Below are 24502 nucleotides of genomic sequence, written 5' to 3' on the forward strand. Positions count from 1 at the left end.
AGACGCGAAAACTGGACAATTCCGCGCGCCTGTGACAGAGCAACCCCAACAGGAGATATGCGATGACCACCACCCGTTTTGCGCCGTCGCCCACCGGCTATATCCACGTGGGCAACCTGCGCACCGCCTTGATGAACTATCTGATCGCCCGCAAGGCTGGCGGCACCTTCATCCTGCGCATCGACGACACCGATCCCGAGCGCTCGCGCGAGGAATATGTCGACGCGATCAAGCAGGATCTCGAATGGCTCGGCCTCACCTGGGACAAGGTCGAACGCCAGTCCGAGCGGCTCGACCGTTATGCCGAGGCCGCCGACAAGCTGCGCGAGATCAACCGGTTCTACGAGGCCTTCGAGACCCCGACCGAACTCGACCTCAAGCGCAAGAAACAGCTCAACATGGGCAAGCCGCCGGTCTATGACCGCGCCGCACTGGCGCTGTCGGATGCGGAAAAAGACGCCCTGCGCGCCGAGCGTGGCAATGGTGTGTGGCGCTTCAAGCTCGACCACGAGCGCATCGAATGGACCGACGGCATTCTTGGCGACATCTCAATTGATGCGGCGTCTGTCTCGGACCCGGTGCTGATCCGCGGTGACGGGCAGGTGCTTTATACCATCGCCTCGGTGGTGGATGACACCGATATGGGCGTCACCCATGTGGTGCGCGGCTCTGACCATGTGACCAATACCGCGACCCAGATCCAGATCATGGCGGCGCTGGGCTTTGGCCATCCCGAGTTTGCGCACCACTCGCTCCTGACCGGCCCGCAAGGGGAGGCGCTCTCGAAACGTCTCGGCACGCTGGCGCTGCGCGATCTGCGCGAAGCGGGTGTGAAGCCGATGGCGCTTTTGTCGTTGATGGCGCGTCTGGGGTCCTCTGATCCGGTGGAATTGCGCACCGATATGGCAGAGCTGATCGAGGGGTTTGACATCAACCGGTTCGGCTCTGCTCCGACCAAGTTCGATGCCGAAGACCTCTACCCGCTGACCGCGCGCTACCTGCAAACCCTGCCGGTGGAGACCGTCAAGGCAGAGCTGGATGCCATCGGGGTGCCAGCGGACAAGCAGGAGGCCTTCTGGGCGGTCGCAAAGGAAAACATCACCACGCTCAAGGATCTTGAGGGCTGGTGGAGCCTGTGCCGCGACGGGGCGGAGCCGCTGATCGCCGACGAGGACAAGGAATTTATCGCCGAGGCGATGACCCTGCTGCCCGAAGGCCCCTATGACAGCGAGAGCTGGGGCAAATGGACCGCCGCCGTGAAGGAAAAGACCGGCCGCAAGGGCAAAAGTCTGTTCATGCCGCTGCGCAAGGCCGTGACCGGCATGGAACGCGGTCCCGACATGTCGGCGCTGCTGGCCTTGATGCAGACCGTGCGCGCGCGCGACTGAACCGGGAAACACCGACGGATAAGACCGGGCAGGGCACAGGCTCTGCCCGTTTTTTATGGGCTATGCCGCGCCAAAATAGCCGCGGCGCATCTCTCCGGCGGCCCGGGTCATCGCGTCATTGGGGTGATGCTCCAGCGTCTTAAGGGCGGACTCCATCCAGTCCATGACCTCCGGTGCAGCATCCTCGGCGCAGCGGGCGATGGGCGGAAAGCTTGCCTTCAGCAGCGATGCGGCGGTGACCGGCGGCAGGTGGATCTGCGGAAACCTTGCGTCCGCCCTGGCGGTCTCGGTGTCTTCGGGCAGGGTTTCCCACAACAGGCGTTCGATGCGGCCCATGACTTCGATCGCGGTGCCGGGGTCGTTGATCCCCGGCGACAGGGCGCGCTGTGCGGTTTCCGCCAGCAGGGTCAGGCCAAAGGTCGGATCCTGCTCGAAGCTGCGGACATCGCCGATGTCTATGAGGCCGCTTGCGGCGTCACAAAAGGCGTCATCCGCCCCTTCAGCCACCGCGACGGGGCGACCGCGCAAGACAAATTCGCCGGGCAGGCGGGTCAGATAGAGCGTGGCGCCCGCTTCCTCGGCCCGTGTGTTCAGCGCGGCCATGTCGACAAAGCGCACAAAGCCGCTTCGGGCGGCGGCAATGGGACGTGCATCTGACGGCGGCTCGGTCTTGCCACAACAGCCGCCAAGGCAGGGCGTGTCCTTGCGGGCCCGAAGACTGGTGCGGGTGCGGGTCTCGATCAGGCGCAGCGTGTGATCCATGCTGCCCAGATCCGACAGGTGATCGATCCAGCGCAGAATGGCGATCACGATCAGCACCACCACCAGCACCGTCATCACAAAGACCACAAAGGCAGCGCCCGGCGGATAGATCTTCGCCCGAAACAGGATGATCGCGCTTAAGGAATAGACAAAACCGCCGGTAAAGGTCGCCAGCACGCTCTGGGTGACTGTGTCTTCCAGCAGCAGCCGGTAAACCCGCGGCGTCGCCATGGAGGAAGCCGTGCGATAGGCGCTGACCATGACGTTCAGCGAAAACGTCGTTACCGCCAGCATGCCGGAGGCCAGGATCGTCAGCACCGGCAGCACCGCATCGCGGCCAAAGCGGTCTTCCCATTCTTGTGGCAGCACAGGGGCCAGCAGCGGCGCAAGGGCCAGTGCCAGCAGAGAGAACAGCGAAATCGCAACCACCCGGAACCACAGCTGGCGCGTGATGCGCCGCAGCAGCAGGAGGCTGCGCGAGATCATGCGCTGCCCGCCATGATCCGTGCGCCTGCATCTGCAATCAGCCCGTCGTGAAACGCCTGCTCTGCGGGGGTCATCTCCTGATGGCGCGGATAGCGCGGGGTGGCGCGATCATCGAGGATCGGCGTGTCCCAGCCATCGGTCGTCGCCATGAAGGCGCGCGCACCGCCTTCGCCAAAGACCTGCGTATACCCCCGCAGCACCACATCCAGATAGCTGAGCAGAATGGCCTGACCGGCGGTGTTGTCCTGCGTGTCCTCCGGCACCTGATAGAGCGAGATCTGCGGTGCGGGCATCATGTCGTGGGCCACCTGGGCCGACACATCCACCCGGACGTAGCCGGTTTCCCGCTCGTCGAGCGCGGCCCAGTCGCCATTCGGCACAGCAGCCAGCAGCCCTTCGATCACGTGACCCGCCGCCGGGCGGACGCTGAGAAAGGCCAATGGGCGGTCCGGGGTCTGCACCCAGGTGCGGCGCCAGCCCTCCAGCCGGGCGGGGCGGGTGTTGCCGTAGATGTGGGTGGCGGTGTTCACGAGGCTGCCGAAGCCGAAGAAATGCGGGGTCATGGGGCCTTGTCGTTTTCTGAGCGAGCTTTGATGTATGTCAAACCGCTTTTTGTCCTGATTTGCAACAGTGGGCCATCATCCCCAATGGGAGAGGACCCCTGTCATGCGTATCACAAAGAGAACCAATATCGCGGTCCGTCTGCTGATGTATTGCGCCCTCAATGAGGGGCGCCTGGTTACAAAATCCGAAATCGCGGAGCGCTGCAACATCTCGGAGAACCATCTGGCGCAGGTGGTCAATCAGCTGAGCCAGCTTGGGTTCTTGAACACTCAGCGCGGGCGCAATGGCGGGCTTGCGCTCAGCCGCTCCGCCACCGACATCTGCATTGGCGATGTGTTCCGGCAGGTCGAGGGCGGTCTGCCGATGGTGGAGTGCTTTGCCGATGTCGACAACACCTGCCCGCTGGTGGATGCCTGCCGCCTGCGCGATGCGCTCACCCGCGCGGGGGAGGCCTTTTATGGCGCGCTCGACGGGGTCACATTGGAAAGCCTGACCTGCGATAACTTTGATCTGCAACGCATTCTGGCACCTGTGTCCTGTCCGGGGCCAGCGGTGGCCGCGCACGCCTAGAGGTCTGCGCCCCTAGTCGCGCGCGCGCAGCACCCGTGCGGGTCGGGCGGCCAGCGGGCGCAGCGCATAGGCCAGCCCGGCAAGGAGCGTCACCAAGATGCCGCCGCCGATCACCCCAAGCGCATTGGGCCAGATCACCACATAGTCGGTCTCCAGTACAAAATGGCTCACCGACCATGCGCCAAGGATGCCCGCCAACAGCGCCACGCCTCCCGCCGCCGCGCCCAGCAGGGCCGAGCGCAGCGCAAAGCTGCGCAGGATCTGACTGCGCGGCGCGCCCAGCGTTTTCAACAGCGCCGCCTCGTAGCGCCGCGCAGGTTCCGCCGCGGCCGCCGTGCCCAACAGAACCAGAAACCCCGTGAACAAGGTCGCCGCCGCGCCATAGGCGGTGGCGGTGGCCAGCTGGCCGAGGATTTCGGACACGCGGTTGATCGCGTCCCGCACCCGGATTGCGGTGATATTGGGCATGGCGCGGGCCACGTCGCGCAGGATGGCCGCCTCGGCCTCCTCTTCGGCATAGACGCTGGCGATATAGCTATGCGGCGCGCCGCGCAATGCGGCCTCGTTCATGGTCAGGATGAACCCCATGCCCGCGTTGGAAAAATCCACCTCGCGGAAGCTGGTGATGGTGCCGGTGATGTCGCGGCCCAACACATTGATGGTCATGGTGTCGCCGAGCTTCAGGCCCATTTCCTCGGCCTCTTCGGCGGCAAAGGAGATCTGCGGAGGGCCATTGTAATCCTCGGGCCACCATGTGCCTGCGGTCACTTTGGTGCTTGCGGGTTTGGCAGCCGCATAGGTCACGCCGCGATCGCCCCGGATCACCCAATGATCGCCCGCAACTTCCTTGGCCGGGCGGTCATTGATGCGGGTGATGATGCCGCGCAGCATCGGCGCATTGTCGACCTTGCTGACCTGTGGGTCCCCCTCGACGCGCTCCAGAAAGGCGGGCATCTGGTCGCGCTGAATATCGACAAAGAAATAGGACGGCGCCACATCCGGCAGGTTGCCCGCAATGGCGCGGCGCATGTTGCCGTCGATCTGGCCAATCGCGGCCAGCACCGTGAGGCCAAGCCCCAGCGCCAGAACCGCCGGCATTGCGCCCTCGCGGGTCGACGAGATGGACGCCAGCGCCCAGCGCAGGGCCGGTCGCCCCCGTGCCACCCTATTGCCCACCCGCGCCAGCGCGCCGATGGCGGCCCCGGCAATCAGCAGCACGATGAGCGCGCCGATCAACCCACTCGCAGTCCAGAGCGCCAGCCGGGGAGAGCCACTAAAAAACGCCGCAGCCGCGATCAGCAGGCCCATCGTCGCAAGCGTTGCGACGATGTACCGTGGCGCGGGCCAATGGATTTTCCCGCCCACCGCATCCCGGTAGAGCGCCGCCGCCCGAATGCGTTCCGCACGCGCCAGGGGCCAGAGGGTGAACAGCAATGCGGTCAAAACACCGTAAAGTGCCGATTCCGCCAGTGCGCCGGGATAGACCGAGAACACCGCCGGAAAGGGCAGTTGTGCCGCGATCAAAGGCCCCAGCAATAGCGGGCCAAGCCCGCCGAGCAGCAACCCGAGGGCAATCCCGCACAGCGACAGCACACCGATCTGCAGAAAATAGGTCAGAAAGATCACCCGCCGTTCGGCCCCGAGGGTGCGCAGGGTGGCGATGGTCTCTGTCTTGGTGGCGAGGTACGCGCGTACCGCCGTCGAGACCCCGACGCCCCCGACCGCCAGACCAGAGAGGCCGACCAGCACCAGAAACGCGCCCAGACGTTCGACAAAACGCGCAATTCCCGGCGCGCCGTTGCGGGCATCGCGCCAGCGCATGCCGCTGTCCTCAAACCGTGCGCGGGCGTCCTGTTCCATCGCCTGCAAGTCCGCCTCGGGGGGGAGGGTCAGGCGGTATTTGGTGGAATAGAGCGTCCCCGGTGCCAAAAGGCCCGATTGCGCCAAGGCCTCGGTGTGCACCAATGTGCGCGGCCCGATGGAAAACCCGGACCCGGCGGCATCCGGCTCCCACGCGAGGAGGCCGCTCAGGCGGAACTCCTGCGTGCCAAGGCGAAACCCGTCGCCCGCGCTCAGGCCCAGCCGGTCAGCCAGCACCTTTTCCATCACCGCGCCGGGGCGGCCATCGACCTCAGCCAATGCCGCGTGCAGGGGCTGGCCCGAGGTCAGGCGGACCTCGCCGCGCAGAGGGTAGGCGGCGTCCACCGATTTTACCTGGGTCAGCGCGCGTTCGTCCCCCACCACGGCCATGGAGCGAAACTCCACCACCTCGGAGCGATCACGGGCGATCTCTTCCATCCAGGCGGATTCATCCTCGGAAGCAAAGCGATAGGTGAATGTCAGTTCCGCATCGCCCCCCAAAAGACTCGCGCCTTCGCGCGCGAGCCCCGCCTCGATCGACGCCCGGATGGAGCCGATGGCGGCAATGACACCGACCCCCAGCGCAAGGCACGCAAGAAACAGACGAAAGCCGCGCAGGCCGCCGCGCAATTCGCGCAGGGCAAAACGCCACGCAAGGCGAAGCTGGCTCGGAGCCGCTGTCTCAGCACTCATTCCGCCGCCTCACGCTGGGCGCTTGTCAGGATGCGACCATCGCGCAAATGCACCGTGCGGTCGCAGCGCTCGGCCAGCTCAGGCGCATGCGTCACCATCACCAGCGTGGAGCCATGCCGGTCACGCAGATCAAACAGCAGATCCATCACCTGTGCACCATTGGCCTGATCGAGATTGCCCGTGGGTTCGTCCGCCAAGAGGATCTCGGGCCGCGTCACCACCGCACGGGCCAGCGCCACCCGCTGCTGTTCGCCGCCGGACATCTGTGCGGGCATATGATCGCAGCGATGGCCCAGCCCCACGGCCTTCAGTTCCTCGCGGGCGCGGTCAAACGCGTCACGCGCGCCGGCCAGTTCCAATGGTGTCGCCACATTTTCCAGCGCTGTCATCGTCGGGATCAGGTGAAAGCTCTGAAACACCACCCCCATATGGGCGCGGCGGAACCGGGCCAGGGCGTCCTCACTCAGCCGGGTCAGATCCTCGCCCATGGCGCGCACGCTGCCGCCGGTTGCCTGCTCCAGCCCGCCCATCACCATCAGGAGCGAGGACTTCCCGGACCCCGATGGCCCCACCAGCGCCAGCGTCTCGCCCGCCTCCACATCCAGAGTGATCTCTTCGAGGATACGCACCGGGCCGGTATTGCCATTGAGCGACAAATGCACATCTTGAAGCGTAAGAACGGGGCGGGCGTCGTTGCTCATTCGGGGCTACCTGTCTTTTTGATCTCAAATGGATATGGAGTGTCCGAGGCCATGCGCAAGTTTCTAAGGCAAATTGCAGCGAGTTTCGCCACGATCCTGGCTTTGACGCCATTCGTCTGGGCGGAGCCGATCCGGCTGACCGCCTTTGGCGACAGTCTTGTGCAGGGATACGGGCTGGCGCAGGAGGATGGTTTTGTGCCACAGCTCGAGGCGTGGCTGCGCGATCAGGGGCATGCGGTGAGCGTGAGCAATGCAGGCGTGTCCGGCGACACCACTACCGGCGGAGCCGCGCGCATCGACTGGTCGCTGGCGGATGACCCGGATGGGGTGATCGTGCTTCTGGGGGGCAATGACCTGTTGCGGGGGCTGCCGCCGCAGGAGACCCGCGCCAACCTGGCGCAGATCATCACGGCGTCACGGTCTGCCGGGGCAGAGGTTCTGCTGATCGGGATGCAGGCCCCGGGGAACTATGGCGCAGACTACAAAGAGGACTTTGATCGCATCTATTCGGAGCTGGCCGCCGCGCATGACGTTGTGCTGCATCCCTCGGCTTTTGCCGGCATCATGTCAGAAACGGACGCGGATCCCTCCCGCATCGCTGAATTCCTGCAAGCCGACGGTATTCATCCAAACGCGCGCGGGGTGGCGGTCAACATTGCGGCACTCGGGCCCAAGGTGCTGGACCTGATCGGACGGATCAACGCGTCCGACACCGGCGTAGATGGCTGATGTTGCGGCCCCTGTCGGGCGTGCAACTCTGGCGCGCGACCGCATGCGCGCCGCGCCCAGATCGCAGCGTTTTGCGCTGCCCGCGGCGGGTGTGGTGCGGCTTAGCCGACGACGGTTCTCTGGTCTTCTGCGGGAGAGCAGTCTGATCGGTGATCCTGCAGCACATAGCCAATGCAGATCACGCTGAGGGTCCCGAAGGCCCCCGCCCCGGAATAGATCAGGAGGCAAGTCCACAGCGGGAGGGAAAGCGCAAAAAAGGAAATGCCGGCGGTGACCAGCCCGGCAATCATCCCGAATAAGAAACCCGAAAAGGCCATCTGACCGAAGTCCTCCCTATCTGGCGTCCAGAAACAGAGAAAACCGCAATCCGGTTAAGGTCTTGCAGTGTTTCTCCTCGGCTGCACAGAAGCCTTACCAATTTCGGCTTAATAAATTTTTAACATATCTACCGCCGGCGCCAAAGCGCAAATATTTTGCAGATGGGAGCGCGGTTTGCCCCGGATATCCCGGCCTAGACGTGAACCAGCGCTGCTTCGGCCTCGTCCGGTTCGGGCTCGGGGGCAGCGGATGGGCCGCGCACCCATTGGCACAGACCAAAGATCCCGGTCACCAGCAGGGTGGTAACGCAGCCGCTCAGCATGTAGATCAACAGGCAGAGCCAGACCGGTGCGCCAAAGGCCAGCCCGGCTGTGACGGCCAGTACGCCACTTGTGATGATCGCAATCAAGACTGCTGCCACAATCATGGTTCACCTCCTGGTGTCATCCCCTCGGGGATGATCCGAGTCTCTCCCCAGGGAATTATTGGCAGAGGATTATGGTCAGAATATGGAAGTTTTTGCGGCAGGTAAACCTTAGGTTGTGAATGCTGACAAAACCGGCAGAGAATGACCGGCGGTGATCGAATGGCAGCGATTGCTCCTGACCGGCGCACAGGTTATCACCTCTGCCAACCTCATTCCCCTAATGACGGAGCAATCCCATGGCCTCCTACCAGTACGTTTACCACATGCAGGGCGTCTCCAAGACCTACCCGGGTGGCAAGAAATGCTTTGAGAACATTCACCTGTCCTTCCTGCCCGGCGTGAAAATCGGTGTCGTCGGCGTCAATGGCGCCGGTAAATCGACCCTGATGAAGATCATGGCCGGCCTCGACAAGGACTTCACCGGCGAGGCCTGGGCGGCCGAGGGCGCCAAGGTTGGCTACCTGCCGCAGGAGCCGCAGCTCGACGAGAGCCTCAGCGTGCGTGAAAACGTGATGCTGGGCGTGGCCGAGAAAAAGGCCAAGGTCGACCGCTTCAACCAGATCGCGGTGGAAATGGCGGAAAACTACTCCGACGAGCTGATGGAAGAGATGACCGCGCTGCAAGACGCCATCGATTCCGAGAACCTCTGGGATCTCGACAGTCAGGTCGACGTCTCCATGGAGGCGCTGCGCTGCCCGCCGGATGATGCGGCGATCAAGGATCTCTCGGGCGGTGAAAAACGCCGCGTGGCGCTCTGCAAACTGCTGCTTGAAGCGCCCGACATGCTGCTGCTCGACGAACCGACCAACCACCTGGACGCAGAAACCATCGCCTGGCTGCAACAGCACCTGATCGACTACAAGGGCACCATCCTCTGCGTCACCCACGACCGTTACTTCCTCGATGACATCACCGGCTGGATTTTGGAGCTCGACCGGGGGCGCGGCATTCCCTACGAGGGCAACTATTCCAGCTGGCTGGAGCAAAAGGCCAAACGTCTGGAGCAGGAAGCTCGCGAGGACAAGGCCAAGCAGAAAACGCTGGAGCGCGAACTCGAATGGATGCGTCAGGGTCAAAAGGCCCGTCAGGCCAAATCCAAGGCGCGGATTGCGGCCTATAACGAGATGGCCAGCACCTCCGAGCGGGAAAAGGTCGGCCGCGCCCAGATCGTCATCCCCAATGGCCCGCGCCTTGGCGGCAAGGTGATCGAGGTCGAAAACCTCGCCAAACACTACGGCGACAAGCAGCTGGTCGAAGGGCTGTCCTTCTCGCTGCCGCCCGGTGGCATCGTCGGCGTGATCGGCCCCAACGGCGCCGGTAAATCGACGCTGTTCCGGATGCTCACCGGCCAGGAGCAGCCCGATGAGGGCTCTGTCACCTATGGCGACACGGTGAAGCTCTCTTATGTTGACCAGTCTCGCGATGACCTCAACGACAACGATACCGTCTGGGAAGCGATTTCCGGTGGCGCCGAGATCATTGAGCTGGGCGATGCGCAGGTCAATTCGCGCGCCTATTGTTCCTCGTTCAACTTCAAGGGTGGCGACCAGCAGAAGAAGCTGAACCTCCTCTCTGGGGGGGAGCGCAACCGCGTCCACATGGCGCGCCTGCTCAAGGAAGGCGGCAACGTGCTGCTGCTCGATGAGCCGACCAACGACCTTGACGTGGAAACCCTGCGCGCGCTTGAGGATGCGCTGGTCGATTTTGCCGGCTGCGCGGTGGTGATCTCGCACGACCGTTTCTTCCTCGACCGGATCTGTACCCACATCCTCGCCTTTGAAGGCGACGCGCATGTGGAGTGGTTCGAGGGCAACTTCGAGGACTACGAAGAAGACAAGAAACGCCGTCTGGGTCCGGACGCACTGGAGCCCAAGCGCCTGAAGCACAAGAAGTTTGTGCGGTGAGGCTTGATGGATTGGCATCAGGTTAGACAACTGGAGGAAGATCTGAAGAAAGTTCGGATCTTCCTTTTTGAAGTTGCTATAAAACAGCCAGAAATCGAATTGTGGGGGTTGGGCCTTGTCAATCGGATAGTGGGAGCAGATGAAGCGCTTGCGCTCCTGAGGACTATTGAGACTAGATTGTCAGATTTCCAAAGTTCCGTGCGCTATGCTGCTCCAGAGATATTTCAGAAAGTTTCGGAGCTTCTTGATAATAGCCCACTGTATCACCGGGCGGCTGAATTCAGCGTATCAATCGAGCTTGAGAAACATAGCAAGCACCCGAGCATAGTCCTCCCTACCGCAATTCAAGCTATTTTTAGATATCTCAATATTCGACGCGAACGAATTTTGGATAACGACGAGGGTGTTCCGCTTCGCAAGATCATCGTTGATTTGGACAGGTTGCTTTCATTGGTAAGTTTAGCAGAAAAATACTTCTGGCGACGGTTGGAAGAGAATCGAGAGGTGCTCAAACCGTCCGGTGTTGATTTGACAGTTATCGGCAATCATGTCGAACGTGCAATATTTCTGATTTCCAACGACAGTCGTTTGAATAGCGACGATCGTGAGAGGATCGAAGAATACCTTTTGTCCGCGCAAGCCGAACTTGTCAAAGACGATCCTTCGTGGAGAAAAATAATTGGAGCGCTTGTTATCGTTTCAACTATTTTGGGAGGCCTTGCCGTTGCACCCGAAGCTGTTGAAAATGTGAATGCGGCGGTGAGGTACCTACTCGGAACGACATTTGATGGGGGGCCTTCAAGTCCACCCGAAAGCTTACCTTCTTTTTCTATGACAGTAGAAACATAAGGCCCGTGCCTGACCTTGGGGAGGTGCGAAAGCGCCTTCCCGGGGGGAAGGTCAGGCGCGGGCCGGGCGGCTACGCCTACCGGCCCAGAACTGTGACGAAACGCTTGGGGCTGCTATAAGCAATTCTCATGGCTGCAGTTGGGGCGTCGCTGCCTTTGGCACGCGGAAATCCTCCGGCGGCGGGTTTCGTCGTTGAACGCGGCGCGGCGGGTCCATATGGTTCCCGCACGGACGACAGACAAAGGACGCTCCAGATGACAGAAGAGACCATCCAGTTGCTGACCCCGCAGGACTGCCTCGTGGCGGTGATGGTGGCGGTGTCGGCGTCGGACGAGGACATCCGAACCGCCGAGCTGGTCAAGATCCAGAATGCGGTCAACATGTTGCCGATCTTTGCCGAGTATGACGCCGACCGCATTCCGGCGGTGTCGCGGACCGTCTTTGATCTCTTTGAACAGGAGGACGGGCTGGATGCGCTGTTCGGCCTGGTTTGCGATATTCTGCCCGAACGCCTGTTTGAGACCTGCTATGCGCTGGCCTGCGACGTGGCGGCGGCGGATGGGACGCTCAACGACAATGAGCTGCGCCTCTTGGAAGAGATCCGCTATGAGCTGAACGTGGAGCGCCTGCATGCGGCGGCCATCGAACGCGGCTCGCGGGCGCGCCATATGGTCTAGGAACTGCCCCGGCGCAGGGGGAAAGATCTCTGGTCGCGACACTGACCGGATCACTGCAAAGGGCGGCCCGCATCGGGACCGCCCTTTCTTGATGCTGTAGCTGTCTGGTGTCCGGCATCAGCTGCGCCCTTTCCACGGCACCAGGATGTCCTCGGCCTTGCGCATCAGGATGTCGATGCCGTAGCCGATGACGCCGATCAGGATGATCCCCATGATGACGATATCGGTCAGCTGGAACTTGGAGGCGGCGATAATCATCATGCCGGCGCCTTTTTGCGCCGCCACAAGCTCTGCCGCCACCACGGTGCCCCAGCAGACGCCCATCGCCACCCGCGCGCCGGTGAAGATCTCCGGCAGCGAGTTGGGCACGATCACATGCCGCAGGATCTGCGCCTTGGACGCGCCGAGGGAATAGGCGGCGTGCACCTTGGTGATGTTAACCCCGGACACGCCGGCCCGGGCGGCGATGGTCATGATCCAGAGCGCGGCCAGGAACAGCAGCACGATCTTGCCCGACTCCCAGATGCCGAACCAGATGATGACCAGCGGGATCAGCGCCAAGGGGGGCACCGGGCGCATGAACTCGACGATCGGGTCGAACCAGCCGCGCACCCAGGAGCTGAGCCCCATGGCGTAGCCGAGCGGAATGCCCACCAGCGCGCCGAGGGCGAACCCCGCCAGAACCCGCAGCAGCGACCAGCCGAGGTGCTCCCAGAGGGTAAAGTTCTGATAGCCCTCGGAGGCGATCTCGATGAAACGCGCCACCACCGCTTCGGGGCTCGGCATCCAGATCGGCTCCATCTGAAACCCCTTGTCGGGGGCAAAGTTCAGCGCGCCGCGGCGGGACATGGTGACCGTGCCGTTGGGCACCGAGACCGTGTCCCCCGGTTGCAGCGGCTGGCCCTCGACCGCGGTGACGGTGACATCATCGCCATCGTTGTTGGCGGCCTTGATCAGCACCGAGCGCCAGGCGGCGACCTTGTCGGCGTCGTCCTGGGCAAATCCGCTGCGCGGCGTGACCTCCGGCAGCTCGGCATCCGCGCCGAAGTCATGCACCCGCACATGCACGGTGGCCTCGGCGGTTTCGCCATCCGGGGCGGTTGCCGTGTAGGTGAAACTGGTCTCGCCCCGGAATGGTCCCGGCACATGCACCGGCACCAGCCTGGAGCCGGTGAACGCGCCCCAGATCAGGAAGATCACCAGGATCGAGATCACCGAGGCCGCCCGGTTGGGGGTGATCGCGCTTTCATCACCGAAGGTCACCGTCTTCAGGCTGGTGAAATTGACCCCGTTACGGCGGCGCTCCTGGATTGCGTTGACGATGAAATAGGTGACGGTGAACAGGGCCACATAGGCCAGCAGGATCAGAAGGCCGGTCATGCCGCGCTCTCCGTCCGGCCCATGATTTCCTCTTCCATCTCCCAGATCATCGACAGGATCTCGTCCCGGGTTTCGGCAAAGCCCGGCTGTTTCTTCACCTCGCGCAGGTCCATGTTCACCCCCTGATCGGCAAAGGGCAGGCGGTACTCCTTGTGGATACGGCCGGGGCGGGGGGCCATCACCAGAAGGCGTTCGCCCAGCAGCAGCGCCTCTTCGACCGAGTGGGTGATCAGGATCACGGTCTTGCCGCTTTCCTTCCAGAGCTTCAGCACCAGTGCCTGCATCTTCTCCCGGGTGAGCGCATCGAGTGCACCCAGCGGTTCGTCCATCAGGATCACATCCGGGTCATTGGCCAGGCAGCGCGCCAGGGCCACCCGTTGCTGCATGCCGCCCGATAGCTCATACACCGCCTTTTCGCCGAAATCCTGTAATCCGACGGTGTCCAGCAACTGATCGCAGATCTCGGTGCGACCCGCCGGCGGCATGCCCTTCATGCGCGGGCCGAATTCGACATTTTCACGCACGCTCATCCACTCGAACAGGGCGCCCTGCTGGAACACCATGCCGCGTTCCGGGGCAGGGCCCTTGACCTCGTGGTCATTCATGCGCACCGCGCCCTCGGTGGGGGCAAGGAAGCCCGCGACAATGTTCAAAAGCGTGGTCTTGCCACAGCCCGAGGGGCCAAGGACGGACATGATCTCGCCCTTGCCGATTTCGATGGAAACATCTTTCAACGCCTGGATGTGCGAACCGTTGGGCAAGTCAAATCGCATCGACAGGCGGTCGATATGGAGGCCGTCCATGGGCTGCTCCTGCTGTTAGGTGTGGATGGGGTGGGCCGGTGTGGCATCCGCAGATGCACGCCGGCCCCAAAGGCGATGCGCGCCCGGTCTATTCGGCAACCGCCGAAAGGAAGCTGGCGTCGACCGCAGAATCGTAGGTGTCGAGCGCCTGCGGAATCGATCCCGCCTCGGCAAAGACGCCAGCGACGCCGATCATGAATTCCTGCACGCCGCCACCAAGCCATTTGTCGCTCAGGGCCTCGTCCGTCGACGGGAAGGTGAAGGTGGCGATGGTGGCTTCGGTATCCGCCAGATCCATGCCCGCGTCCTTGGCGATCACTTCGAGCATCTTGTCCTTGTTGGTGCCGGCGTTCCACATGGCGTTGGCCTCTGCTGTCACCTTCAGGAAGGCGGACATCAGCTCGGCCTCTTCGGCGGCGAAATCCGACGGGGCGGAAATCACGTCAAACACCAGAATGCCCGCAGCCTCTTTTTCTGCGCCCGTCATCAGCACGTTGCCGTGTTCCTTCATGCGGCGCAGGGCGCCGCCCCAGCCACAGACCATGTCGAGCGAGCCCTGGGCAAAGGCGGCGGCCCCTTCCGGCGGCGCCATGTCGACGATTTCCATGGTCGAGAGATCGACGTCGAAATGCTCCATCTGTTTCAGGAAGCCGAAATGCGCGGCGGTGCCGATCGGAACGCCGACGCGTTTGCCTTCCAGCTCCTTGGCCGTGGAGGCATCGATCTCCAGCGTGTCGGCGACCACGCAGTTGTCATTCTCGGAATAGCTGACGGCAACGTCGGTGATCACCAGATCCTGACCGGCGGAGGCCGCAACCACAAACGGGGGCAGGCCTTGGCTGACGGCGATCTGGACGTCGCCGGAGGCCATCGCGGCCGACATTGCGGTGCCGGTGTCAAAGGACACCCAGTTGATGCCGACGCCCAGCTCCTCTTCATAGGTGCCCATGGCTTTGGCGTATTGGAACGGCATCGGCCATTCGAGGAAATAGGCGACGGTGATGTCCTCTGCGGCAGCAGCCGAGCCCAGCATCAGGGCGAGCGCGGCGGATGTGGCGCTGAGTTTGGTCTTAAGAGACATGGGGTTCCTCCGTGTTGAACCGGTTCGCGAGTGTGTCGCGTATGTGGGAGGTCGCTTTCTTTGCGAATTTTTATGCGGACCTTCGCAAATGGTTACGATCCATGTCCTCGCTGACAACTGTCACGAGTGCACTGGCCCCACCAAAACTGGATTCTGGGCTTATCCGGAGGGGTGGTCTGCCCCGGAAACCGGCAAACTGGTCTTATCCGGGGGTGCGGGCGCCGAGATTGGGGCCGCTGGGGGCGGTCAACTGCCGTAAACCTGCCCCCAGCGCGCCAGCAATGCCTGCTGCAACCGTTTGGCGCGCCGGTTCCAGCTGCGCCCGCCCGCCGGACGTTCGCGTTCTGCACGGCTGATGCGGGAGCGCGCCGACAGATCGGCGGAGAAAATCGCAAACGCCAACTCGCGCCCGTCCTCGGCGGTGACAAACCCGCCCAGCCCGGAGACGAAATTCAGGGTGCCGGTCTTGGCGGCGATCTGCACCGGATGGGTCTTCATCGGGCGCCCCTTGGCGTCCTGGAGGTAGATCCGTTTCAGCAGCGGTTTCAGCGCCCCGTCGCGATGGGCCAGGACCAGTGCGCGCAGCATGTCATTGGCGCTGAGCCGCGACTGATCGCCGAGGCCGGAATGATCCACCAGACGACAGGACTGCATGCCGAGGTTCGCGGTGGCCCAGCTGCTCATGCTGCGCCCTGAGGCCGCAAGCGAGCCCGGTCGCCCGTCCCGTTGCAGGCTTGCGCTCATGCCGATCATCTCGGCCATCAGGTTGTTGGAATACTTCAGCATGCCCTTCAGCAGCACCGGCAGCGGGTCGCTCTGATGCTGGGCGATCAGGCTGCCGGAGGGCATCCGTGCCACCTGCCTGGGGTTGGGCAGGGCGATGCCATGGGCGCGGGCGAGGGTCTGGAACACGTCGCCGGCATAGAGCGCGGGATTGCGCACCGGCAACCAGCGCGCCCCGCCATTGCCAAGCGCGCCGCTGGCCACCGTCCAGTGATCGACGCCGGATTTGTCCTGATAGGTGTAGACCGGCAGATCCCGCCGCACCACGGCCATCTTGGAGGTGAACACCTCCGGGCGGTATTTCTGGGTGCGGGCGTCCATGCTGACGGCCCAGCTGCCGCCGGCACGTTTCCATTCGAAATGGACGCGATTGAAGTTGAGGGCAATGCCGCTGACGGCGGGGCTGTAGCCCACATGATCCGGTTGACCGGGGTCGATGGATTTGACGAAGGGCAGCATGCCGTCCCAGACCAGAAACCGCCCCGAGACCTGACGCAGGCCCGCGGCCTTCATGCCTGCGGCGAGGTCGGCCAGCCCGTCAGTGCTGAGGGTCGGATCACCGCCGCCCACCAGCACCAGATCGCCCTGCAAGACGCCGTTCTGCACCGGGCCGGTTGCAATCAGCCGGGTGCGGAACCTGTGGCCGGCGCCCAGCGTATCGAGGGCATAGAGCGCCGTGACCACCTTGGCGACGCTTGCCGGTGGCAGCCCGCGGTCACCGTCGGCGCTTTCCAGCACCTGACCGTTCCGGGCATCGGCAACGGCGCAGACCACCTCGCCCGAAAGGCCGGCGTTTTTGAGGATCGCCTCCAGCCCGTCGCGCCCGGGGCTCAGCGGGTTGAGGCCGCGCATCCGGGGGCGCGGGGTGTAGCTGGGGGCATTGGCAAGCGCGGAGCTGGAGCCAAGCGTGGCAAGGGCGGTGGTTATGAAACGGCGACGTGAGATCATGTTGCGTATTTTGAATCAAATTCCCTGCCATTCGGCAAATGCTTTGAGGGTAATATGTCAAAGAAGTTTTTGTGACGCCTGCGTGCAATGCCCCGGGGGCCGTGGCGCGGGCGTCAGTCGGACCAGTCTCCCCGGCGGCGGATCTCGGTCGAGGAGGCATCCACCATCGGGACATTGACAAAACACCAGGCCGGGGCGTCGGCCCGGGCCAGCCGTTGGCTCTGCGATGCGGGAATGCGATCTGCCCGATAGCTGCGTGCGGCAGGCGACAGACGTGCGGAGATCCGTTCGCCGGGGCGCGCCAGCACCCCCACCGGCACCGTGTCGAGGATATTGCGCCAGTCCTTCCAGCGGTGGAAATGGGCCAGGTTGTCGGCACCCATCAACCAGACAAAGCGCACATGCGGGTAGGTCTTGCGCAGGTGGCGCAGGGTTTCGGCGGTGTAGCGCGTGCCCAGCCGGGCTTCGATGTCGGAAATCCGCACGCGGGGATGGTGCATGAGTTCGCGCGCCGCCCCCATCCGCCGCGCCATCGAGGCGGGCGGGTTTTCCTTGAGCGGATTGCCGGGGGTGACCAGCCACCACAGCTGATCGAGGTTGAACCGCTTGAGCGCCGCAAGCGAAATCTGCACATGCCCGTGATGGGGCGGATCAAAGGATCCACCCAACAGGCCCACCGTCATGCCCGGGCGCAAGAAGGGAAACGCGTTTCTCATCAGGGGAGTGGTGTACAGATTTGTCGGGGGATGGCAACGGCGGATGACATATGGCCAGTGCAGGCGGCAAAACCGCCGCGTGACGGGCAGGGCTTGTTGACTCTGGCGCTGCCTCTCTCATAAGGGGGTGCGTCCTGCCACATGGGGTGGCGGGCTGACCTCACAGACACCGATGGAGTCCCTCAATGTCTGATCTGCGCGAAGAAGCTCTGAAGAGCAAAGCCTGGCCGTTTGAAGAAGCACGCCGTGTTCTCAAACGTTACGCCAAGGGCGCGCCGGAGAAGGGCTTCGTCCTGTTCGAGACCGGCTACGGCCCCTCCGGTCTGCCCCATATCGGCACCTTCGGCGAGGTGGCCCGCACCACCATGATCAAGACCGCCTTCGAGGTGATCTCCGATATTCCGACCAAGCTGATCTGCTTTTCCGATGACCTCGACGGCATGCGCAAGGTGCCGGGCAACGTGCCCAATTCCGAGAGCCTGACCGAACATCTGCAAAAGCCGCTTACTTCGGTGCCGGACCCGTTTGGGACGCATGAGAGCTTTGGCCATCACAACAACGCCATGCTGCGCCGCTTCCTCGACACCTTCGGGTTCGAGTATGAGTTTTATTCCGCGACCGAGTTCTACGGCTCCGGCCAGTTCGACGAGGTGCTGAAGCGCGCGGTTGAAAAATACGACGACATCATGGCGATCATGCTGAAGTCGCTGCGCGAGGAACGCCGCCAGACCTATTCCATCTTCCTGCCGATCCACCCGGACACCGGCCGCGTGCTCTATGTGCCGATGAAGAAAGTCTGCGCCGAGACCTACACCATCACCTTTGATGATGAGGACGGTCGCGAATGGACCCTGCCGGTGACCGGCGGCAATGTGAAATTGCAGTGGAAGCCTGACTTTGGCGCACGCTGGGCCGCGCTTGGCGTCGATTTTGAGATGTACGGCAAGGACCACTCCACCAATACACCGATCTATGACGGCATCTGCCGGGTGCTGGGCCAGCGCGCGCCGGAGCATTTCACCTATGAATTGTTCCTCGATGAAAACGGCCAGAAGATCTCCAAGACCTCCGGCAACGGCGTCTCCATCGACGAGTGGCTGACCTACGCCTCGACCGAGAGCCTTGCGTATTTCATGTATCAAAAGCCCAAGACCGCCAAGCGGATGCATTTTGACGTGATCCCCAAGGCGGTGGATGAATATCACCAGCAATTGCGGGCTTATCACGGTCAGGACCTGAAGGCGCAGCTGAACAACCCGGTCTGGCACATCCACGGCGGCAATGTCCCGCAGTCGGATATGGTGGTGCCGTTCTCGATGCTGTTGAACATCGCCAGCGTATCCAACGCCGAGGACAAGGAAACCCTCTGGGGCTTCATCAACAAATACGCGCCCGACGCCACCGCCGAGACCCATCCCGGCATGGATCAGGCCGCAGGCCACGCAGTGCGCTATTTCAATGACTTCGTGAAGCCCGCAAAAACCTACCGCCTGCCCACCGATCAGGAGCGCGCAGCCCTCACGGATCTGGCCGATGCGCTGCGTTCGCCAGAGGCGGCACTGGCGGCCATCGCCAAGAAAAACGAGCTGGTCGGCAACGATGATCCGCTGCCCGAAGCCAATTTTGCCGACGACGAGTTCCTGCAGTCCGTGGTCTTTGCCATTGGCAAGATCCACGGGTTCGAGCCCCTTCGTGCGTGGTTCTCGGCGATCTACGAGGTGCTCTTGGGCGCGAGCCAGGGTCCGCGATTTGGCGGCTTCATCGCGCTTTATGGCGTTGAGGACAGCATCGCGCTGATCGAGAGCGCCTTGGCGGGCGAGCTGGTCTGACAGCCGATTTTGTCTATGTGACCTTGCAGCAGGCGCCCCGACGGGCGCCTGTTTTGTCTCCACCGGCGGGTTTTTCAAAAAACTTCTGCGACGGATCACTTCTTTTTGGCCGTTGAGGTGTTTATCTTCTACCCAAGGTTATTTCGGAGGACTTCATTATGATGCCAGCGGCGCGACTCTCGGATATGCATGTCTGCCCCATGGTGACGCCCGGCGTGCCGCCCATTCCGCATGTGGGCGGGCCGGTCTCCGGTCCCTGTGTGCCGACGGTGCTGACCTGCGGATTGCCGCAGGCGGTGATGGGCGACATGGCGGTCTGCGTCGGCCCGCCCGACACGCTGGCCAAAGGCTCCTCGACCGTGCTGGTCGGTGGCAAGCCCGCGGTGCGCATCGTCATCGACACCTGTGCCCATGGCGGCATGGTCAGCGTCGGGGCGCCGACCGTGATCATCGGCGGCTGAGCCCCCTGCATGGTCTGTTTCTGCAAGGATCTGGAACTGCCGATGGCGCTGCCATCGACCACGCGGGACAGCCTGCGGGTGGATGCGCCGCCGCCGCAGCTGTCCAATATGCTCAAGCTGATGAAGCTGAACGCCAACCTCAGCGCGCGCACCGATCTGAACCTGGCCGAAATGCTGCCGCAGGACCAGAACTGGATGGCGGCCAATATCGTGGCGCAGGCGCCGAATGGCACGCTGCCCAGCGATCTGCCGTCCGGCGGCGGGCCGGTGCTGGCCCTGGCAGCGCGGCTGGCGGTGCCCGCGGCACTGTTCCCGCTGGACGACCTCGAGGCGCTCAAGGAGGAACTGACGCAGGCGATCCTCAGCCTTGAGGAAAACGTGATGGCGCAGACCCGCTCGCTGCCGCCGCAGATGCCCCAGCCGAGCTATCAGCACCTTGCCCTTGGCGCCCATATGACGCTGGCGCTGCGGGCGCAGGGGCTCTGCCCCTTCGAGGTGATGGAGATGGAGCTGAACGAAAGCGCCGCGCTGGGCGATGGCGGCACCAGCCTCGCCAAGCAGAACGCGACGCTGCAATTTGCCTCCCGTCTGCCAAAGATGCGGCTTCCCGCTTTTGGCCTGCCCCCGGCGCAGTTGAAACTGGCGACCCAGCTGGCGGGGCTGGCCAGCAGCACCGCGGCGCTGAACAAGCCGCCGCTGACGCCTGCCTTCATCGAGCAGCTCAAGAGCCAGTACAAGGCGCTTCAGAGCTTTCCGGTGCCGCGCACCAAGACACCGCTGCCGATCCTGATGGCGCTGGCGGCAGAGATGGCCGATCTGGATGTCATCCACGAGGCCTTTGGCGAGGATGCGCTGACCCCGGCGGGCCAGTCACGGATCAATGCGATGTACACCCATTGGGCCAAGAAACGCATTGCCGTGCCGCTGCCGGCCGCCGAATTGCAAAGCCAGTTCGAGATGCTGCCGGAGGTCCAGGACGTGCTGGAAGGCGGGCGTGTCACCAAATCCTCCGGTCCGGGCCTGATGGCGTCGATGAGCACCCAGATGCCGCCGCCGCCCGTGACCCCGGTGCTTGAGGTGATCGCGGCGCTTGGTTCGGTCATGACCAAGCTGATGCGGCAAAAGCCCTTTGGCGCCTGTTCCGCCTGCGATTTCGCCGCCTGACCGCACTGCGCTGGGCGGGGCGCGTTTTGACTGTGCGGGCTGCCACGCTAGGTCCCCTTAGGACAGGATCTGTTCGGGAGGGAACGCAATGCGTACGGGCATGGCGATAGCACTGGCGGCGGGGATCACATGGGCAAGCTGGGGCGCGGTGGCGCAGGCACAGAAAGAGCCGATCACCAGCGTGATTGACGCGCAGATCGCGGCCTTCCTGTCCGATGACGCGCAGGCCGCCTTTGGGTTTGCATCGCCGGGCATCCGCCAGCTCTTTGGCACGCCGGAGCGCTTTGCCACCATGGTGGAGCAGGGCTATCCGATGGTCTGGCGCCCCGCCGAGGTGCGCTATCTGGAGCTGCGCGAGGTCGCCGGCAACCTGTGGCAACGGGTCATGGTGACCGATGCAGATGGCAGTATCCACATGCTGGATTACCAGATGGTCGAGACCGAAACAGGGTGGAAAATCAACGCGGTGCAGCTTCTGAAGGCACCCGGTGCAAACGTCTGAACCGGCCTGCGCGGCCGCCGGTGTTGCGGGTCCGGCGCACGCCGTCCTGAGCGGGATTTAAATCCGACCTGATAGAACCCTTTCCCAATCCCGGCGTGGTGGAACAGGAAAGGGTTTTTCATGAACAAGGCAATCACCGACGGTCTGCAACTGATGCCGCCCGCGTTTACCGACGGTCTGGACGTCTGGTCGAGCGGCAATGGCACACCCGGCTCCGACACCTATGACGGGGCGGCAAATGCCGCCGTGGTTGCGGGCGACGCGGATTTTGGCGGCTGTCTGGAGCTGCAAAAGACCGACAGCACCCAGCGGCTGCGGTACATGGGCGAAACGCCGATCCTGCCGGGCTGCTACCTGCGGGTCACCGCCCGCGTCAAAGCCATGAGCGGCGCTTTTCCCACCGTGCGCATCGCGGGCTGGGCCGGGGCGGCCAACAACTCCCATGTCTCCGGCGTGATCGAGAGCGGCCCCGGAACCACACTCAGCGCCTATGGCGAGGTGGTCGAGGTGCAGGCCATCGTCGGCACCGGCAGCCGCTCCGGGGTCGATATGCCCTGGGGGTTGGACGCCGCCTACGGGCACCTCGGGTTGAACCTGACCGGGGCCAATGGTGGTGTGATCCGCGTCGACGACATCGTGATCGAGGACATCACCAGCGTCTTTTTGCGCGATATGCTGAGCGTGGTGGATGTGACCGATTTTGGCGCCGTGGGCGATGGCACCACCAATTGCCACGCCGCGTTCGAGGCGGCGGATGACGCCGCCAATGGCCGTCGCATTCTGGTGCCCGAGGGCGAATTTCGGATCAACAACACGCTGTCGCTCAATCATGATGTGATCTTTGAGGGCACGTTGTCGATGCCCGACAGCGCCATGCTCCTGCTGACCAAGAGCTATGATTATCCGACCTATGCGGCGGCGTTTGGGGATGAGGAACTGGCCTTCAAGAAGGCGTTTCAGGCGCTGTTGAACAGTGTCGATCACGAAAGCCTTGATCTCGGCGGGCGCAGCATCGCCGTCAGCGGCCCCATCGACATGCAGGCGGCGGTGCCAAATCGCACCAGCTACGCCACCCGCCGCTATATCCGCAACGGCCAGTTCACGGCGCAGGCGGGCGCGAGTTGGGATCATGACGTGGTCACCGCGCAGGCGACCTATGACAGCTCTGACAAGAAGAAACTGACCAATGTGGCCAATATCTCGGCCATTCCGGTGGGCGCGCTGGTCGAGGGCGCTGGGGTCGGGCGCGAGGTCTATGTCACCGCAAAGAACGTCGGCGCGACCGAGCTGACCCTGAGCCAGCCCTTGTATGACGCAGAAGGGACGCAGAATTTCACCTTCACCGCGTTCAAATACATGCTGGATTTCTCCGGCTTCTCGGCGCTGAAAAAGTTCGGCATCTCCGGCGTGGAATTTCAGTGCAACGGCGTCGCCAGCGCGCTGCGTCTGGCGCCCGCAGGCACCGTCTTTGCGCTGCACGACTGTTTTTTCACCCGCCCCAAGGCGCGCGGGATCACCTCGATCGGCAGCGGCTGTCAGGGCATGCTGGTGGACAATTGCCAGTTCCTGTCGGACGAGGACGCCATGGATGTGGCGGAGCGCGAGAGTATTGCGCTCAACGTGAACTCCAACGATGTGAAGCTGCGCCACAACCGCGCCACGCGGTTCCTGCATTGGGCGGTGATGGCCGGGTCGAACCACACGGTCACCGGCAACCACTTCTTTCAGGGTGACAGTGTTGCAGGCGGCATTCGCACCGCCGGGATCGTGGTGACGGATACCTATGCCTCGCACACGATTTCGGAAAACTACATCGACAACTGCTTTATCGAGTGGACCAACGAATATGACGCAAACCCCGATTTCACCGGCGGGTTCTCCTTTGCGGCCATGTCGATCACCGACAATGTGTTCCTCAGCGGTGATGTGGCGAGCTGGTTCAGCTATATCGTGATAAAGCCTTACGGCAGCGGGCATTTCCTCAATGGGGTATCGGTGACCGGGAACAAGTTCCGATCGATCAACGGCACCATCGACCGGGCCGAGCGGGTCGATACCAGCTTTGCCACTCTCGATTTTTCGCGCGCAAAGGACGTGTTCTTTGACGCCAACAGCTTTCACAACGTCAGCACCCAGTGCCGCAATCCGCTGCGGGTGGAGTTTGACCAGAACACCGCTGCCAGCACCTGGACCATACCCACCGGCGGCACGCTGCCGTTTCAGGGATACAGCCGCGCGGTGGATGCGGTGATCGTTGAGGGATCACTGCGCGGCAGCAGCGGCGCGGTGGTGTATCCCGGCCACTATGTGCGCACGCAGGAAGGCAGCAACAATGACGAGATCGACATCGTCTGGGAACAGGCCGTGCGCGGCACCGTGCGGGCGCTGATCCGCATCGACCGCTAGGCGCTCAGGCCCAGATCGGCGGGGGTGAGTACATAGGCCTTGCCAAAACCGCCGTTCAAAAAGGCCTCATCAATCTGGAACCGCACGAAGTGGAAATCGGCAAAGCCGATGTAGAGCTTGGCCTTGGGGTGGCGGCGCAGATACTGCGCGGCCATCTCCTCATGCGCGGGGCAGGCGTTGGGCAGGATCTCGGCGCGTCCATTGAGCGTCAGGCGCGGATGCGTGAGCGGATCGCCCTTGTCGCCGGGCTCCCCGATCAGGAGCGACACCTGCGGGCGCGCGGCGATCGCCTGCGTGTGTTGCGCCAGGGTGGACACCAGAGAGATCGGCCGCCCCCCAGCATCCAGCGCAAAGGCCACGCGGCTCTGCACCGGGTGGCCTACCGCGCTGAGCGTGGCCAAGGCGGCAAATGTCGCGTTCTGCATCAGATCTGATGCGAGGCTGCGCGCTTCGTCATCAGTGGGGCGGATCGGCGAGGCGGGAGGGCGGTCTGTCATGTCT

At 63.2% G+C, this 24502-nt stretch carries 23 protein-coding genes; 11 read left to right on the forward strand and 12 right to left on the reverse strand.

The window, feature by feature from the left end; genetic code table 11:
- The first annotated feature begins 62 nt into the window (after positions 1–62).
- Complete coding sequence (gene gltX / locus MHM97_RS13180) at positions 63–1388, forward strand: glutamate--tRNA ligase (RefSeq protein ID WP_239322814.1); 1326 nt, start codon at positions 63–65, stop codon at positions 1386–1388.
- Between the two features lie 60 nt (positions 1389–1448).
- On the opposite strand, the gene MHM97_RS13185 is transcribed toward gltX, so the two are convergent.
- Together MHM97_RS13185 and MHM97_RS13190 are read right to left on the reverse strand one after the other, a co-directional pair.
- Positions 1449–2636, reverse strand: a complete 1188-nt coding sequence (locus MHM97_RS13185) for a DUF2254 domain-containing protein (RefSeq protein ID WP_239322815.1) — start codon at positions 2634–2636, stop codon at positions 1449–1451.
- Positions 2633–3199, reverse strand: a complete 567-nt coding sequence (locus MHM97_RS13190; RefSeq protein ID WP_239322816.1) for a gamma-glutamylcyclotransferase family protein — start codon at positions 3197–3199, stop codon at positions 2633–2635. The genes MHM97_RS13185 and MHM97_RS13190 overlap by 4 nt, the downstream gene beginning before the upstream one ends.
- Before the next feature lie 103 nt (positions 3200–3302).
- Between MHM97_RS13190 and MHM97_RS13195 the strand changes: the two genes are divergently transcribed.
- Complete coding sequence (locus MHM97_RS13195) at positions 3303–3770, forward strand: RrF2 family transcriptional regulator (RefSeq protein WP_239322817.1); 468 nt, start codon at positions 3303–3305, stop codon at positions 3768–3770.
- Positions 3771–3782: 12 nt separating this feature from the next.
- On the opposite strand, the gene MHM97_RS13200 is transcribed toward MHM97_RS13195, so the two are convergent.
- Positions 3783–6323: an ABC transporter permease gene (locus MHM97_RS13200; RefSeq protein ID WP_239322818.1), complete on the reverse strand. Its 2541-nt coding sequence runs from the start codon at positions 6321–6323 to the stop codon at positions 3783–3785.
- Entirely contained in the window at positions 6320–7024 is a 705-nt protein-coding gene (locus MHM97_RS13205) for an ABC transporter ATP-binding protein (protein ID WP_239322819.1), read from the reverse strand. The genes MHM97_RS13200 and MHM97_RS13205 overlap by 4 nt, the downstream gene beginning before the upstream one ends.
- Before the next feature lie 51 nt (positions 7025–7075).
- Between MHM97_RS13205 and MHM97_RS13210 the strand changes: the two genes are divergently transcribed.
- Positions 7076–7753 (forward strand): arylesterase, encoded by a 678-nt coding sequence (locus MHM97_RS13210; protein WP_239322820.1) that lies wholly within the window; start codon positions 7076–7078, stop codon positions 7751–7753.
- A 101-nt stretch (positions 7754–7854) separates the two neighbouring features.
- On the opposite strand, the gene MHM97_RS13215 is transcribed toward MHM97_RS13210, so the two are convergent.
- Both MHM97_RS13215 and MHM97_RS13220 read right to left on the reverse strand, forming a co-directional pair.
- Positions 7855–8070 (reverse strand): hypothetical protein, encoded by a 216-nt coding sequence (locus MHM97_RS13215; protein ID WP_239322821.1) that lies wholly within the window; start codon positions 8068–8070, stop codon positions 7855–7857.
- A gap of 194 nt (positions 8071–8264) precedes the next feature.
- Positions 8265–8498: a hypothetical protein gene (locus MHM97_RS13220; RefSeq protein WP_239322822.1), complete on the reverse strand. Its 234-nt coding sequence runs from the start codon at positions 8496–8498 to the stop codon at positions 8265–8267.
- A 236-nt stretch (positions 8499–8734) separates the two neighbouring features.
- On the opposite strand from MHM97_RS13220, the gene ettA reads away from it, so the two are divergent.
- From ettA to MHM97_RS13235, 3 genes are all read left to right on the forward strand, one after another.
- Entirely contained in the window at positions 8735–10402 is a 1668-nt protein-coding gene (gene ettA / locus MHM97_RS13225) for an energy-dependent translational throttle protein EttA (RefSeq protein WP_239322823.1), read from the forward strand.
- A gap of 6 nt (positions 10403–10408) precedes the next feature.
- Positions 10409–11251 carry a hypothetical protein gene (locus tag MHM97_RS13230; RefSeq protein ID WP_239322824.1) on the forward strand — a complete coding sequence of 281 codons (843 nt, stop codon included), beginning with the start codon at positions 10409–10411 and terminating at the stop codon, positions 11249–11251.
- Positions 11252–11505: 254 nt separating this feature from the next.
- Complete coding sequence (locus tag MHM97_RS13235; RefSeq protein ID WP_239322825.1) at positions 11506–11928, forward strand: tellurite resistance TerB family protein; 423 nt, start codon at positions 11506–11508, stop codon at positions 11926–11928.
- Positions 11929–12045: 117 nt separating this feature from the next.
- On the opposite strand, the gene MHM97_RS13240 is transcribed toward MHM97_RS13235, so the two are convergent.
- From MHM97_RS13240 to MHM97_RS13260, 5 genes are all read right to left on the reverse strand, one after another.
- Positions 12046–13308: an ABC transporter permease subunit gene (locus MHM97_RS13240; RefSeq protein WP_239322826.1), complete on the reverse strand. Its 1263-nt coding sequence runs from the start codon at positions 13306–13308 to the stop codon at positions 12046–12048.
- On the reverse strand, positions 13305–14111 hold the full coding sequence (locus MHM97_RS13245) for an ATP-binding cassette domain-containing protein (protein WP_239322827.1): 807 nt from the start codon (positions 14109–14111) through the stop codon (positions 13305–13307). Before MHM97_RS13245 ends, MHM97_RS13240 begins: the two co-directional genes overlap by 4 nt.
- A gap of 88 nt (positions 14112–14199) precedes the next feature.
- On the reverse strand, positions 14200–15192 hold the full coding sequence (locus tag MHM97_RS13250; protein ID WP_239322828.1) for a taurine ABC transporter substrate-binding protein: 993 nt from the start codon (positions 15190–15192) through the stop codon (positions 14200–14202).
- A gap of 246 nt (positions 15193–15438) precedes the next feature.
- Positions 15439–16923 carry a D-alanyl-D-alanine carboxypeptidase/D-alanyl-D-alanine endopeptidase gene (gene dacB / locus MHM97_RS13255; protein WP_239322829.1) on the reverse strand — a complete coding sequence of 495 codons (1485 nt, stop codon included), beginning with the start codon at positions 16921–16923 and terminating at the stop codon, positions 15439–15441.
- A 113-nt stretch (positions 16924–17036) separates the two neighbouring features.
- Positions 17037–17639: a nicotinate-nucleotide adenylyltransferase gene (locus MHM97_RS13260; RefSeq protein ID WP_239322830.1), complete on the reverse strand. Its 603-nt coding sequence runs from the start codon at positions 17637–17639 to the stop codon at positions 17037–17039.
- A gap of 185 nt (positions 17640–17824) precedes the next feature.
- On the opposite strand from MHM97_RS13260, the gene MHM97_RS13265 reads away from it, so the two are divergent.
- From MHM97_RS13265 to MHM97_RS13285, 5 genes are all read left to right on the forward strand, one after another.
- Positions 17825–19468, forward strand: a complete 1644-nt coding sequence (locus MHM97_RS13265) for a lysine--tRNA ligase (protein ID WP_239322831.1) — start codon at positions 17825–17827, stop codon at positions 19466–19468.
- A 158-nt stretch (positions 19469–19626) separates the two neighbouring features.
- Positions 19627–19929 carry a PAAR domain-containing protein gene (locus MHM97_RS13270; protein ID WP_239322832.1) on the forward strand — a complete coding sequence of 101 codons (303 nt, stop codon included), beginning with the start codon at positions 19627–19629 and terminating at the stop codon, positions 19927–19929.
- Between the two features lie 9 nt (positions 19930–19938).
- Complete coding sequence (locus MHM97_RS13275; protein WP_239322833.1) at positions 19939–21093, forward strand: hypothetical protein; 1155 nt, start codon at positions 19939–19941, stop codon at positions 21091–21093.
- An 88-nt stretch (positions 21094–21181) separates the two neighbouring features.
- Entirely contained in the window at positions 21182–21595 is a 414-nt protein-coding gene (locus MHM97_RS13280; RefSeq protein ID WP_239322834.1) for a DUF4864 domain-containing protein, read from the forward strand.
- Positions 21596–21715: 120 nt separating this feature from the next.
- Positions 21716–24001, forward strand: a complete 2286-nt coding sequence (locus MHM97_RS13285; RefSeq protein ID WP_239322835.1) for a glycosyl hydrolase family 28-related protein — start codon at positions 21716–21718, stop codon at positions 23999–24001.
- Here the strand turns inward: MHM97_RS13285 and MHM97_RS13290 are convergent.
- Positions 23998–24498, reverse strand: coding sequence for a HugZ family pyridoxamine 5'-phosphate oxidase (locus MHM97_RS13290; protein WP_239322836.1), 501 nt, complete (start codon positions 24496–24498; stop codon positions 23998–24000). The genes MHM97_RS13285 and MHM97_RS13290 overlap by 4 nt on opposite strands.
- Positions 24499–24502: the final 4 nt, after the last annotated feature.

Source organism: Epibacterium sp. Ofav1-8 (assembly GCF_022348185.1).
Taxonomy (GTDB): Bacteria; Pseudomonadota; Alphaproteobacteria; order Rhodobacterales; family Rhodobacteraceae; genus Epibacterium.